General features: G+C 40.6%; 10 protein-coding genes. 8 read left to right on the plus strand and 2 right to left on the minus strand.

Features of this window, described 5'->3' with window-relative positions; genetic code table 11:
• Positions 1-134: 134 nt before the first annotated feature.
• Positions 135-1,049, minus strand: a complete 915-nt coding sequence (locus ACTFWY_RS03940; protein ID WP_041120131.1) for a LysR family transcriptional regulator — start codon at positions 1,047-1,049, stop codon at positions 135-137.
• Positions 1,050-1,348: 299 nt separating this feature from the next.
• Between ACTFWY_RS03940 and ACTFWY_RS03945 the strand changes: the two genes are divergently transcribed.
• The 3 genes from ACTFWY_RS03945 to ACTFWY_RS03955 all read left to right on the plus strand — a co-directional run bounded on the left by ACTFWY_RS03945 (position 1,349) and on the right by ACTFWY_RS03955 (position 5,748).
• The gene (locus tag ACTFWY_RS03945; RefSeq protein ID WP_103300839.1) at positions 1,349-1,954 is read left to right on the plus strand and encodes an NADPH-dependent FMN reductase; all 606 of its coding nucleotides are present in this window, start codon (positions 1,349-1,351) and stop codon (positions 1,952-1,954) included.
• A gap of 18 nt (positions 1,955-1,972) precedes the next feature.
• A complete protein-coding gene (locus ACTFWY_RS03950; protein WP_311828192.1) occupies positions 1,973-4,396 on the plus strand; it encodes a flavocytochrome c in 2,424 nt (807 codons plus the stop codon).
• A gap of 125 nt (positions 4,397-4,521) precedes the next feature.
• Positions 4,522-5,748 (plus strand): L-lactate MFS transporter, encoded by a 1,227-nt coding sequence (locus tag ACTFWY_RS03955; protein WP_311828193.1) that lies wholly within the window; start codon positions 4,522-4,524, stop codon positions 5,746-5,748.
• Between the two features lie 574 nt (positions 5,749-6,322).
• Here ACTFWY_RS03955 and ACTFWY_RS03960 read toward each other — a convergent pair.
• Positions 6,323-6,904: a hypothetical protein gene (locus tag ACTFWY_RS03960; protein ID WP_113849682.1), complete on the minus strand. Its 582-nt coding sequence runs from the start codon at positions 6,902-6,904 to the stop codon at positions 6,323-6,325.
• A gap of 170 nt (positions 6,905-7,074) precedes the next feature.
• Here ACTFWY_RS03960 and ACTFWY_RS03965 point away from each other — a divergent pair, with 170 nt between their 5' ends.
• The 5 genes from ACTFWY_RS03965 to ACTFWY_RS03985 all read left to right on the plus strand — a co-directional run bounded on the left by ACTFWY_RS03965 (position 7,075) and on the right by ACTFWY_RS03985 (position 14,380).
• Positions 7,075-8,610, plus strand: coding sequence for an ABC transporter permease/substrate-binding protein (locus ACTFWY_RS03965; protein ID WP_103300842.1), 1,536 nt, complete (start codon positions 7,075-7,077; stop codon positions 8,608-8,610).
• A complete protein-coding gene (locus ACTFWY_RS03970; protein ID WP_103300843.1) occupies positions 8,611-9,573 on the plus strand; it encodes an ABC transporter ATP-binding protein in 963 nt (320 codons plus the stop codon).
• Positions 9,560-10,888: a dihydrolipoyl dehydrogenase family protein gene (locus ACTFWY_RS03975; RefSeq protein ID WP_176333389.1), complete on the plus strand. Its 1,329-nt coding sequence runs from the start codon at positions 9,560-9,562 to the stop codon at positions 10,886-10,888. Before ACTFWY_RS03970 ends, ACTFWY_RS03975 begins: the two co-directional genes overlap by 14 nt.
• A gap of 223 nt (positions 10,889-11,111) precedes the next feature.
• On the plus strand, positions 11,112-12,866 hold the full coding sequence (locus ACTFWY_RS03980; protein ID WP_219645342.1) for a 1-deoxy-D-xylulose-5-phosphate synthase: 1,755 nt from the start codon (positions 11,112-11,114) through the stop codon (positions 12,864-12,866).
• 464 nt (positions 12,867-13,330) lie between these two features.
• The gene (locus ACTFWY_RS03985; RefSeq protein ID WP_060814903.1) at positions 13,331-14,380 is read left to right on the plus strand and encodes an AI-2E family transporter; all 1,050 of its coding nucleotides are present in this window, start codon (positions 13,331-13,333) and stop codon (positions 14,378-14,380) included.
• The last annotated feature ends 97 nt before the right edge of the window (positions 14,381-14,477 follow it).

Consider the following 14,477-nt stretch of genomic DNA (forward strand, 5'->3'; position numbering starts at 1 on the left):
ACGACTGCGCCCCCCTGGCAATTGCACGATCTTAAAGTGCCTGCTTAATCTGTTTAGCTCGTTTGACATACCATTACTTCTGACTCTTTCTTCTTTGAGTATGTTTTTTTTACTTTTGATGGCGGTTTTAGCGATCATACTTTTTCTAGAAAATAGCGAATCAAGTTTTGATCAGCTATCGATAACGGACGCTCTGCTTGATGAGCGATAAAATAATTTAACGTTAGCATTTCTTCAGGTATCGGATAAAGGTTGAAAGGCGTCATTGTCGCTGCTTGCAAGACACTTTCAGGAACGATGGCCAACCCGAGATTGTTTTCAGCAAGTGCTGCTGCAGTATAAATATTGCTGCTTTCTACGAGAATGGTTGGTTCAACTTTGTACTTTTTCAATAATTGATCAATTTGCCGACGAATCGCGGAGCCGCTTGTCGTCAATATCAACGGGCTTTGTAACAGTTCTTTCATTGAAACACTGTCTTGAGAGAGAAATTTTTTGTTTGCTTGATACAAAGGCGAAATAGGGGGGATGATCGCAAAATAATTTTCACTCTTTGTGGCGTAAGTCGTCAAATTAGGTGAAATAGTCTCCGGGTTCTGGCCAACAAAAAAATCCAATTGATTACTTAATAAACGTTTCTCATTGTGCTTTGGCAAATCTTCACGCAAAAAAACGGTCACATCCTGGTGTTCTGCCAAATAGTCAGGTAAAAAAAGTGGGAGCAAGAACGAGCCCAGACTGGGCAAGATACCCAATCGCAATGTTTTGGTTTCTGGTGATGTGTAGCGCAGTAACCGATGACGAAATTTCGCGGAAGCGGTTTCCAATGTTTCAAGGTATTGATAATAGATTTTACCGGCTTCAGTCAAATGCAAAACACCTGACTGACGAATAATGATGGCCGTTCCCAACTCTTGTTCGACTTTTTTGATGGCTTGCGTAAGATAAGGCTGAGAAATAAATAGGTCTTTCGCTGCTTTGGTATAGTTATTGTACTTTAGTAATGTGTCGATGTACTGCAGCATCAAATGGGAATCTTTAAGAGACATAGAAGTTGCTCCTTCCGTAGAAATATGTCTATTATAACAAAAAAGTTATCATAATATAATTAAATAAATATTTCACAAATGTGAATGGTCAGACTAAACTGTAGAAGTACTTAATTGGAACAAATAAATTGTCCTTCAGATCCTTCTATCGGAATGAAATCAGAGAGATTTAAGCTGAGTTTGACCATTTTTATCTTTCTAAGACGACTATTTGTACGATTAACTTTTGAAACAATTGATCTAAAAGCGAGTTATAATCGAATCAATTGTTAAATTTATCACATTTAGGAGAGATGAGTATGAAACTGATCGGAATCGTTGGCACTAACTCTGCACGTTCGACCAATCGCCAGTTATTGCAATTTATCCAAACCCATTTCAAAGATCAGGCAGAAATCGAGCTTTGCGAAATCAAAGATCTGCCAGCATTCAATGAACCAGAAGACAGAACAGCACCTGAAGCAGTTCGAGAATTAGCAGAAAAAATCGAGGCTGCTGATGGCGTGATTATCAGTACACCTGAATACGATCATTCCATTCCAGCAGTACTAAAAAGCATGATTGAATGGCTTTCTTATACGACCCGTCCCTTGATCGACAAACCAGTGATGATCACTGGTGCCTCACTTGGTGCTTTAGGTTCTTCCCGAGCGCAAGCACATCTTCGCCAAATTCTTGATGCACCGGAAGTCAAAGCACGAATCATGCCTAGTGCCGAATTTTTACTCGGTCATTCGATGCAAGCCTTTGATGAAGAAGGATGCTTAAAAGATGAGGAAAAAGTCGCTGAATTAGAAGATTGCTTCAATGAATTCAAATTATTCGTGGAAATCACGAATCGTCTCGTCAGTGAATATTCGACTGCCAAAGAGCGCTCAAAGAAATTTTCTTGGGAACAGGTATAAGAAAGAGAGGAAATGTCCATGAAATTTGTCGGTATGATCGGTACAAATGCAAAGAAATCGACTAATCGCCAACTGGTGACATATATGCAACAAGCATTTGCCGATTTAGCAGAAATCGAAATTTTAGAAATTGATCAAGTTCCTATGTTCAATGAAACAGAGGATCAAACCAATAGTGAAGTCATTCAAACATTAAATCAAAAAATTTTGGCTGCCGATGGCGTGATTATCGCGACACCAGAACACAATCATTCCATACCATCCGCACTAAAAAGTGTCTTAGAGTGGTTGTCCTTCAATCTACACCCGTTTGATGGCAAACCAGTGATGATCGTGGGTGCTTCTTATGACGTCCAAGGTTCTTCACGGGCACAACTACACTTGCGTCAAATTCTTGATGCACCTGGTGTCAATGCAACGGTTATGCCTGGTAATGAATTTCTTTTAGGTCGTGCGCATCAAGCATTCGATGAAAATGGGCAGCTGAAAGATCAACGGACTGTTGACTTTTTGGAAAGCTGTTTTAGAAAATTCATTCGCTTTACAGAAGTTGCTAATATCTTGAATGTTCCCGAAGAAGTAGTTTATCAGCCTGGGAATTATACTGTCACGGCACCAGGACACAATGGTGATTTACCAATGGTGGTTACATTAAGTGAAGAACGGATCGAAGCAATCAATATCGATACTTCCGGTGAATCGGAAGGAATCGCAGATGTGGTCTTTGCGCGTGTTCCACAAGAAATCATTGAAGGCCAAACATTGAACGTCGATGCGATCTCAGGTGCTTCCGTTACCAGTAACGGTGTCGTTGATGGTGTCGCGAAAGCAGTGAAAATGGCTGGTGCAAACCCAGATGTTTTAAGAAAACGTCCTAAGGCAGCCAGTGCGCTAAAAACGGAAGATGAAACTTACACCACGGATATCATCGTTGTCGGTGGTGGTGGGGCAGGATTGAGTGCCGCAGCAAGTATCCTTCAAGAAGGCAAAGAGGTGATTTTAGTTGAAAAATACCCAGCCATCGGTGGAAATACCGTTCGCACGGGTGGACCAATGAATGCCGCAGATCCGGATTGGCAAAAAACATTTGCTGCGCTTCCAGGTGAACGGGCTGCGCTAGAAGAAATCATTGCCTTAGATGAAGCAACCATTGATGCAGAATACTTGGCTGATTTTCGATTGTTGAAAGAACAAATCACAACGTATTTACAAGCAACGACTCCAGAAAAAGAATTCTTATTTGACTCTGCCATCTGGCATCGTATCCAAACTTATTTAGGCGGCAAACGGACCGACTTAGAAGGAAATGTGATTTACGGTCAATATGACTTAGTAAAAATCCTAACTGATCGTGCACTAGAGTCTGTGAAATGGCTAGAAGAAATCGGCGTTGAATTTGATTACAAACATGTCGATATGCCAGTTGGAGCAAAATGGCGCCGAGGCCATAAACCATTGAAAAATGAAGGGTACGCTTTTGTTTCTGCCCTACACAATTTCGTCAATGAAAATGGTGGAAAAATTCTTACCGACACACCAGTCAAAGAATTGATCATCGAAGAGGGACAAGTCGTAGGGATCATTGGGGAAGGTCGCAATGGACAAAAAGTAACGATCCATGCCAAAGCAGTTATCTTAGCTTCTGGTGGCTTCGGTGCGAATACACAAATGCTGAAGCAGTACAACACATATTGGACTGAAATCGAAGATGACATCAAAACTTCCAATTCGCCGGCAATCACAGGGGATGGTATCAAACTAGGGGAAAGTGCCGGTGCGGATCTAGTTGGAATGGGCTTCTCACAAATGATGCCGGTATCTGATCCGAATACAGGAGCATTATTCAGCGGTCTGCAAGTACCTCCCGCAAACTTTGTGATGGTCAATCAAGAAGGCAAACGTTTCGTCAATGAATATGAAAGCCGTGATGTATTGACACAAGCAGCAATCGATAATGGTGGCCTATTCTATTTGATTGCTGATGAAGAAATCAAGAAAACAGCGTACAATACGTCCCAAGAAAAAATCGACAAACAAGTAGCTAACGGAACATTATTCCGCGCCGATACCCTTGAAGAATTAGCAGAACAAATTAATGTTGATCCAACCATCTTGAAAGAAACGATCACTGCATACAACGCCTATGTCGATGCAGGAAAAGATCCTGAATTTGGCAAAGATGTGTTTGATCTTAAAGTAACGACTGCTCCATTTTATGCAACTCCAAGAAAACCGGCAGTACATCACACCATGGGGGGGTTAAAGATCGATACACAAACCCATGTGTTATCAAAAGAAAATCAAGTGATCAAAGGTCTATATGCAGCTGGTGAAGTAGCAGGAGGAATCCATGCAGGAAATCGCCTTGGTGGTAACTCATTGACTGATATCTTTACCTTTGGACGGATCGCTGGTAAGACAGCAGTTGCAGAAAATCTTTAATAGGTTAAAAGAAATGTGCAGAAGAATCGCACTGCACATTTTCTTTCAAAACGTTATGTGAAATAAGTAACATGAGGTGTATTCATTCAATTTATTTAAACAAAACTATTTTTTGGGGGTAAAACATGGAAACAAAACTCAACCGTTGGCTAGTCTTGATTGCTTCAACTGCTGTTCTGTTATGTACAGGTGCCGTTTATGCATTTAGCGTTTTCGCTGGACCGCTTAGTCAACTAAAAAATTGGACAATGGAAGAAATCATGCTGGCATTTACAATCAATGCTGCTGTCGGACCTATCACAATGATTTTAGGAGGATTCTTGACCGACCGTGGATTGGCAAAATGGACGATTACTTTTGGTGGTTTATTATTTGCGCTAGGTTTCTTCTTAACTGGATTTGTGGAATCACCTGGGATGCTCTATCTAACTTATGGTGTGCTTTCAGGTCTTGGTCAAGGATTTGCTTATTCTGCTTGCTTAAGTAATACGATTCGTTTATTCCCAGACAAACGTGGACTTGCTTCAGGATTGATCACTGCAGGTATGGGCGGTGCAGCCATCATCGCCGCACCGATCGCGAATGCAATTATTGAATCAAGAGATGTGTTGACTGCTTTTCGTTTTATCGGTATTGGTTATATGATCGTCGTTGTAATGGCATGTTTCTTTATCAAAAAAGCCCCTGCAGATTATCGTCCAGCAGGATGGGTCCCACAAACTTCTGCGGCTAAAGGAACCGCAGCAAATTATTCCTGGCAAGAGATGATGAAAACACCTGCTTTTTATTTGATTATTTTGATGCTCGGAGTTGGTGCATTTTCTGGTTTGATGATTGCTTCCAATGCTGCTGTGATTGGGCAGGAAATGTTCGGATTAACAGCTACAACAGCCGCTTTTTATGTTAGTCTATATTCTTTAAGCAATTGCTTAGGTCGAGTGATTTGGGGAACAGTTTCTGATAAGATTGGGCGCTCCAATACATTGATGATCATTTACGGTGTCGTTGCGTTATCTTTACTCGTTTTGACACTTTCAAGTGCAGCGATGATCTTTGCAGTGGGAATCATTGGGCTAGGACTCTGCTTTGGCGGAGTGATGGGGGTTTTCCCATCGATCGTAATGGAAAATTACGGACCAGCTAACCAAGGAGTCAACTATGGAATCGTCTTTGTTGGTTATTCTACTGCTGCTTTCTTTGGACCACGAGTAGCAGCAGGAATGGCTGCCAGCAACAATGGAGATTTTACAAACGCATTCTATACAGCAATTGCTTTGGCAGTCGTCGGCTTTATTTTGAATATTGCTTATGTTCAACTAAAAAAATCACATAACGTTTCAATCGCCAAATAAACAGCGCAGCATTGAAAAGGCTATAAGTCTCTATAAGAGGATAAATAATCAGTAGTACTAATATAGATATATGCGGATTGACAGACTTGATTGACCATGATCATGGTCAATGAACTTAGAAATGCTTTTACCGGTGACAGGAGTTAGTACGATTGATTGATCAGTTAGATGGAGTAGCTTTTCAAGTACTGAGAATAAAAAAGTGGTAAAGTCTTTAATTTCTTTTTTTTCATGTTCCAGTGCAAAAAGTGATTATACTATTTTTTCCCTAAGTGATAGGATATCAGGTAGAAAGATGATTTTATAGAAGGAAACTCGAATCAGCTGATTATTCATTTTTATACGATAGTCATAATATTCATGAAGGAATGAAAAAATAGATTTGGTAGTGTCAATACACGTCGCTTATCATAAAAAGGCAACGTGAATTTTAATAACCATCAGTAATAGAAGTGCTTGGGGAAGTCTTTTCTTTTGCTGATGGTTTTTTCACAGCGACATCGGATGTTTGACTAAAATAAGAATAAAGAAGGACACTAATCTGCTTTCCTAAGATTAGTGTCCTTCTTATCTTTCATTCAAGTTGGAAGTTAGCAATAATTTTCTGGCTGACCATTTCGGGTGACAACTCAGTATTATCGATTTTCATCGTTTTTACTTTTGGAAAAAGGGATGCCAATTCCGTCGAATGGCTTTCCAAACGGTATTTTTCATTAAAAGTAAGAAGTTCTTGATGCGAAAAAGCAAGATCCCGTTTTGACGGCTTCGCTTTTAAACGTGCTTCCTGACGGTTACGTGCGATACGCTCCTCTAATTGCGCAACAAGTTCAACAAAATAAACCGGTTGTCCAGCGCTTAAAAAGATCTCAGAAATTTTGTGTAAAAAAGCAATATCTTCTTTCTGATCAAATCCCACTAAAACAGTAAATATGATTGTCTTAACTGTATTCTGTTCACCAGCCACAAATGCTTTGAAAAGTTCGATCCTAGTGGAATCAGACAACTTAAATGCCGCAGGCGTATACCCAAGATAATTGGCAAATAAATCAATAGTTTGATGATTAAATAGTAATTTACCATCAATTCTTTTTTCAAGTTCGCGACCGACAGTCATTTTTCCAACAGCCTGAGCACCAATCAAAACCAGTAATGGCATAGAAGCACCTCATTCTTTTAGACTTATTGTAACAGAATGTCAGGAAATAATGGATCCTATTTAGATGCGAAAGTCCAACTTTTCTCCCAATCCTGCTGAGCGAATCTTTTTGTTGCGTTTGGGCATTCAGCTATACTTAAGGCAGACTAGAATAGTGGAGGATGGAATATATGAATGAAATCATTCAAACGTTTAGCGAGCGAAAGGAGGAGTTGCTGCGGGCAATCTTTCAACACTTGGCCATTTCGCTGAGTGCGTTGATTTTAGCCATTTTAATTGCTATTCCATTAGCAATTCTGTTGAGCCAAAAGAAACGAATGGCAGAATTTGTTTTACAGATCACAAGTATTCTACAAACAATTCCATCATTGGCATTATTGGGTTTATTGATTCCTTTTGTTGGTATTGGTACCGTCCCCGCTCTAATAGCATTGGTAGTTTATGCGTTACTGCCCATTTTTCAAAACACGTATATTGGGCTTTCCGAAATCGATCCGTCGATTGAAGAAGCGGCGGATGCATTTGGTATGTCTCGCTTGCGAAAACTCTTCAAAGTTGAGTTACCTATTGCAATGCCTGTCATCATTTCTGGGGTACGTACAGCATTGGTGTTGATTATTGGAACGGCCACGTTGGCAGCATTGATTGGTGCTGGTGGATTGGGAACCTTTATTTTGTTAGGGATCGACCGTAATGATCCGAGTTTGACACTCATAGGGGCGGTTAGTTCGGCTCTATTAGCAATCTTATTCAGTGGACTGATTCGTTTTTTACAAAACCGCAGCATGAAAACCACACTGATCTCTTTAGGTGTTATCTTTCTTGGAATCGGCGGAATTCTTTTCGCACAGTATAATCCTATTTCAAATAAAACGGTAACGATTGCTGGTAAACTCGGTTCAGAACCAGATATCCTTATCAATATGTATCAAGCAGTGATCGAAGAAGAAGATCCTAGTTTAACCGTCGAGATCAAACCAAACTTTGGTAAAACAAGTTTCTTATTTAGCGCTCTTGAAAATGACCAGATTGATATTTATCCCGAGTTTACGGGAACAGTATTAGAAAGTCTAGTCAAAGTCCCAAAAAATACCCAAATAGATGGTTCTCCAGAATCAACTTATCAAGAAGCAACAAAACTGCTAAGTGACCAGTTTAATATGCGCCTGTTAGAGCCGATGACCTACGAAAACACCTATGCTTTAGCCATGCGTCGTGAACAAGCAGAAGAGTTGGGTATAACGAAGATTTCTGAATTAGTTGCTCATGAGTCAGAGCTTCGGGCTGGTTTTACTTTAGAGTTTATTGATCGGGAAGATGGCTATCGCGGGATCCAAAAACAGTACGGGCTGACTTTTGATTCTGTCCAAAGTATGGAACCGGCACTGCGCTATCAAGCGATCCAAAGCAAGGATGTCGATGTGATCGATGCTTATTCGACAGATAGTGAGATCAAACAATACGATCTCGTCGTTTTAGAAGATGATCGACAGCTCTTTCCACCTTATCAAGGAGCCGCATTGATGAAAGATGAGTTTGCTGCAGAACATCCGCAAGTCGTCAAAGCATTGGAAAAACTATCAGGAAAAATCACAGAGGACCAGATGATTGACATGAACTATCAAGTGAATGTAGAAGGAAAACAACCGGCTGATGTTGCTCGTGAATTTCTAAAAAAAGAAAAGATTTTTGGGGAGGGAAACTAAATGGAACCAATTATCGAATTTAAACAAGTTGCCAAAGAATTTGAGGGGCAAGTCGTATTAAAAGAATTGGATCTCTCCATTCATCAAGGAGAAATCTTTGTCTTAGTAGGTCCCTCAGGAAGCGGAAAAACAACCTCCCTTAAAATGATCAATGGGCTGATCGAACCGACGGAAGGCAATGTTTACTTCAAACAAAAACGAGTGAAAGACTATCAACTCCAAAAGTTACGTTGGAAAATTGGTTACGTGTTGCAGCAAATTGCTTTGTTTCCAACGATGTCCGTCAAGGAGAATATTGAAATCATTCCAGAAATGCTCGGTTGGGATAAAAATCGTCGCAATCAACGTGTCGATGAACTACTCACTGAGGTTGGACTTGAACCAGAGACGTTCAAAAAACGGATGCCGGCTGAACTTTCAGGTGGTCAAAGTCAGCGGATCGGAATCTTGCGAGCGTTGGCTGCAGAACCAGACATCATCTTGATGGATGAACCTTTTAGCGCCCTTGATCCGATTTCTCGAACCAATCTTCAGGATCTCGTATTAGATTTGCATAAAAAATTAGGCAATACGATCGTCTTTGTTACCCATAATATGAATGAAGCCTTAAAATTGGGAGATCGAATCGGTGTGATGAATGAAGGCAGACTGGTACAATGTGATACGCCTGAAAAAATACGGACAGAGCCAAAAACGGATTTCGTTCGCGCCTTTTTTGACGAAACACAAGGAGCACAGCAAGAACAACGTCTTCAAGCGATTATTGATGCTGGTTACTACCAACAATCAACTACACAAGAGGGAATGTCCCTCGATGTGAAGGTCCCTCTTTCACAAGTATATGAAGTCTTGGCCAACCACGAACATTTGGTTGTTACAGAACAAGGACAAGCGATTGGTGAAGTTACCCGTACAGATATCTTTCATTTTCTAAGTCAGGAGGAGCAAGATGCAAAACTATGATGTAATCGTTGTGGGTGGTGGACCAGCCGGAACTGCTGCGGCCTATTCTTTCAGCGAGCAAGGGAAGACTGTCGCAATCGTTGAAGCCGATCTCTGGGGAGGAACTTGCCCCAACCGCGGGTGCGACCCCAAGAAGATTTTAATGAGTGCCGTTGAAGCAAAGGCGAAGGCTGCTCACTTAGCAGGAAAAGGGATCACTGGAGAGCTGGGTATTGACTGGAAAACTTTGATGGCTTTCAAGCGCAGTTACACGGACACTGTTCCCACACAGACGAAGCAGGGCTTAGTGGATACTGGAATCACGACCTATGAAGGAGAAGCGGAATTTATCGATGAACAAACGCTGCGGATTGGTTCAGAAATCGTTTCAGCTGATCAGTTCTTGATTGCTACAGGACAACGACCTGCGCTACTCCCGATTAAAGGACAAGAATATTTGCATACAAGCACCGATTTTCTTGCAATGGAAAAAATGCCCGCGAAAATCACTTTTTTAGGAGCGGGGTATGTTGCTTTTGAACTTGCGACAATCGCTCAAGCAGCAGGAGCAGAGGTACACATTATTCATCATAACGACAGACCACTGAAAGCATTTGATCAGGAATTGGTGAATGCCTTTATTGAGCAATTACAAAAGCAAGGAATTTTCTTTCATTTCAATGTAGAGATTGAAAGCATCAGCCAAATCAATGAAGGATACACGCTGCAAGGTACAGGCTTTGAGCTGGACACCGATTACGTGGTAAGTGCTGTTGGACGCATCCCAAATGTTGAATCCTTGCACTTAGAAAATGCAGGAGTTGATTATTCCAAACGCGGGATCAAAGTCAATGACTATTTACAAACATCGAACCCACGAGTTTTTGCCTGTGGAGATGTATTGGATAAGGAACAACCTAAACTGACGCCTGTTTCAAGTTTTGAAGCAAAATATGCGGTCGCTTCAATGAGCCAAAAAGGTTCTCGTTCTGCAATCACGTATCCCCTGATTCCTACAATCGTCTTTGGTGGGTTGAAATTGGCTCGGATCGGTCAAAGTGAAAAACAGCTCGCTCAAAATCTGCAGATCCATAGTGAAACAATCAACCTTGCCGATTGGTTTACGTACCGTCGCATCAACGATCCTGTTGCGATGCTTAAACTTGTTTACAATCAAGAGGGACAAATCATTGCGATTACCTGTCTTTCAAGTATCGCAGATGAATTGATTAATTTGTGCTGCTTGATTCTGGAAAAACAGCTCACTCACCAAGAAATTGAAGCGCTGATCTTTGCTTATCCAACTCCTGCAAGTGATTTGACTTACATCATTTAACGCTGGAAAACGATCGTGTCTCATAACGAATGCTTTTGAAAGAGTCTCTCCTTCAACTTTTCTGCTGATAAAACAGATCACCATGACAAGTTGAAGGGTGGGCTTTTTTGTGTTCATGTGTTCTACCTGTCTGTTGCTTACTTTCGTGAAAAAGTTTCAAAAGTTTCTTGACTTAAAGTGAAGGTGAAGCAGTATACTATCAAACAGAGAAGGGAGTTTTTTGATGTTATTAAAATCAATTACAGATCCAGCAGATTTAAAGAAGCTATCCGCTGCAGAACTACAACAAGTTAGTGAGGAAGCAAGAACCGTGTTATTAGAAAAAATCAGCCATCATGGAGGACATAACGGACCGAATTTGGGCGTTGTCGAAATGACAGTTGCTTTACACGCTGTCTTTGATTCTCCAAGAGATAAAATGATTTTTGATGTTTCTCACCAAACCTATATTCATAAAATGCTGACTGGGCGAGGTCAAGCCTTCTGGGATCCAGCGCATTATAGCGATGTCTCTGGTTATACCAATCCAAAAGAAAGTGACCATGACTTGTTTACAGTGGGGCATACATCCACGTCATTGTCTTTAGCAAATGGGGTTGCCAAAGCACGAGACTTAAAAAATGAAGAAGGGAACGTAATTGCGGTCATTGGTGACGGCTCGTTATCTGGTGGTCTGGCTTATGAAGGATTGAACAATATCGCGGAGACTGGAACAAACACTATCGTGATTGTAAATGATAACGACCAGTCGATTGCGGAAAACCACGGAGGTCTCTACAATAACTTACGAGCATTGCGAGATACGAATGGTCAAGCGGAAAACAATTTCTTTAAGTCATTAGGGTTTGACTACTATTATCTTGCTGATGGCAATGATCTGACAGCCTTGATGCATCTATTCAAACAAGTGAAAGACAGCGATCATCCTGTTGTCCTTCATATTCATACCGTTAAAGGAAAAGGCTTCAAATTTGCCGAAGAAAATCGCGAGAAATTCCATGCTGGTGGACCATTTAGTCTTGAAACAGGGGATTATCTTGCAAATTCTGGTGGAGAAACTTATTCAACGGTAACGACCGATTATCTTTTAGAAAAAATGGCACAGGATCCAACAGTCGTTGCAGTAAATGCTGGCACGCCGATGATCCTTTTTACCCCTGAACAACGAAAAATCGCCGGCAGTCAATTTGTTGACGTCGGGATCGCAGAGGAACATGCTGCAACCATGACTGCCGGTCTGGCAAAAAATGGGGCGAAACCCGTTTGGGCAGTTTTTTCAACCTTTATGCAACGAAGTTTTGACCAAATCTCACATGATTTGTCTTTGAACAATGTGGCGGGAACTATTTTAGTTTATGGCGCTTCAGCTTATGGCATGAATGATGAAAGCCATTTAGGGATCTTTGATATTCCATTTTTGAGTCATATTCCGAATCTTGTTTATCTTGCACCGACCAATAAGGAAGAATATTTAGCGATGCTGGATTGGTCTATTGACCAATCCCAACACCCGGTGGCAATTCGCGTTCCTGTCGGTCCATTAGAATCAGGTCGTGTCGATCAAACAGATTACAGTCAACTAAACAAAAATCAACTCATTCAAGCGGGCAGCAAAGTTGCCTTACTTGGTGTAGGAAATGCTCTTGGCCTGGCAAAAAAAGCAGCTGCCATGATAGAAACCGAGCTTGGGATCACACCTACGGTCATTAATCCTAGATTTATTTCTGGATTAGATACTGACACATTGTCTGGTTTAATTGCTACACATCAATTGTTGCTCACTCTTGAAGATGGCCTTCTTGAAGGAGGCTATGGACAAGCTGTCGCTAGTTATTTAGGAAAAGCTCCGATCAAAATTGTCAATTTTGGTTTAGATAAAGCCTTTCATGACCGTTATCAAGCAAATGAGTTGCTACAAGAAAATGGGTTGACCGTTGATGCCATTCTTCGAGAAGTTCGTCAAGAATTGTCTCTTTAGTCATAGTGAGCTAGTCGCATAGTGAGCGTCCTTTTAAGGAAAGCAGACAATTCGTCTAGGAGTAACAACTGATAAGAATAAATATAGAATCGTTTAAACTGCCCTTTGTTCGATACAAACAGAACAAAGGGCAGTTTTTGATAAAAAAAGCGTCTGCCTTAGTTTCCGCTAAGACAGACTGTAAATTATTATGTCAAGGTCTATTGTGTCATAGTAACCTTAAAACAACCATAAACTTTTCGAAAAAATAGGCATTTATCTTTTGAAAATAATCATCAGTCCTTCATTCACGATACTTGGTCCAGTTGCCACTGACAGCAGGCTGCTTTTGCTTTAGCATATGACTCTACCCACAATAGTCTTCTTAATTGATTTGAGTTGATAATTGCTGCAAAAAGTGGTTAGATTAATTGGGGAATGAAGTAACAGTCGTTGATTGACGACTTGAAAAAAGGAGCGTGTTCATGAATTACTACCATCGGTTTGTTGCCAATGTTCCATTAAGACGTTGGACAGTGCTGATCTTTCTTTGCGGGATCTTATTTCTGCTTCGCAGTATGATGACTATTATTTTATTAACCTTTATTTTTACTTATTTGATTTACAAACTGGTCCAGCTAATACGCAAGAAAGTGAATGTGTCAATCAAACTTCTTTCAATCGTGTTGTACTTGATCGTTGTCGCTTTGGTTTACTTAGTCATTACCAAGTATGCACCGATTCTTTTGAACCAATCCGCGCAACTGGTTAAGTCAGTGACCGATTTTTATCAAAAAGCAGACTCTAACAATGAGTTATTAGAGTATTTGCTACATTTGGTGCAAACAAGCGATTATGTCCAAAAAATCCAAAATGGAGTCGTCGTCGTCATCAATTATCTTTACAACTTCGGTGAATTGGCTTTGACTGTATTGATCTCTTTCTTATTGAGTTTTTTCTTTATGATTGACAACAAAAAAACAGTGGCATTTTCTCAGCTCTTTTTGCAAGGGAGTGCTTCCTGGTTTTTTGAGGATGTTTACTATCTCGCAAGGAAATTTACCCGCGCATTCGGAAGTGTGATCGAAACCCAGCTATTGATTGCTATCGTTAATACAGTGATCACAGTGCTTGCTTTAGCTGTCATGGGCTTTCCTCAGCTGTTAAGTTTGGCCATGATGATTTTCTTCTTAAGCTTGATTCCAGTAGCAGGAGTCATCATTTCTTGTATTCCATTAACTTTTATTGCCTATACGATTGGCGGACTCAATGATGTTGTCTATGTTTTATTAATCATTATTTTTGTTCATGCTCTCGAGTCCTATGTTCTCAATCCGCGGCTGATGTCCCATAAAACAGAGATTCCCATGTTCTATACGTTCATTGTTTTATATCTGGGTGAGCATCTCTTTGGTATCTGGGGTCTGATCGTGGGGATCCCACTATTTACTTTCTTATTAGATCTAATGAAAATCAAGCAAGTCCCATCAATCCGCAATGCACTTAAAAAAAGTGAGTCGAGTGAAAAAGTGTAAATAAATGCCAACCAGTACTCAGATTAGAGGACTGAAGAAACGTCTAGAATGATTTATCTTAACTAGACGTTTCTTTTTATTTTCTGGTACACTGTCT

The sequence above is a fragment of the Enterococcus sp. 125944 genome, from assembly GCF_051909435.1.
In the GTDB taxonomy this organism is placed as follows: domain Bacteria; phylum Bacillota; class Bacilli; order Lactobacillales; family Enterococcaceae; genus Enterococcus_D; species Enterococcus_D gallinarum.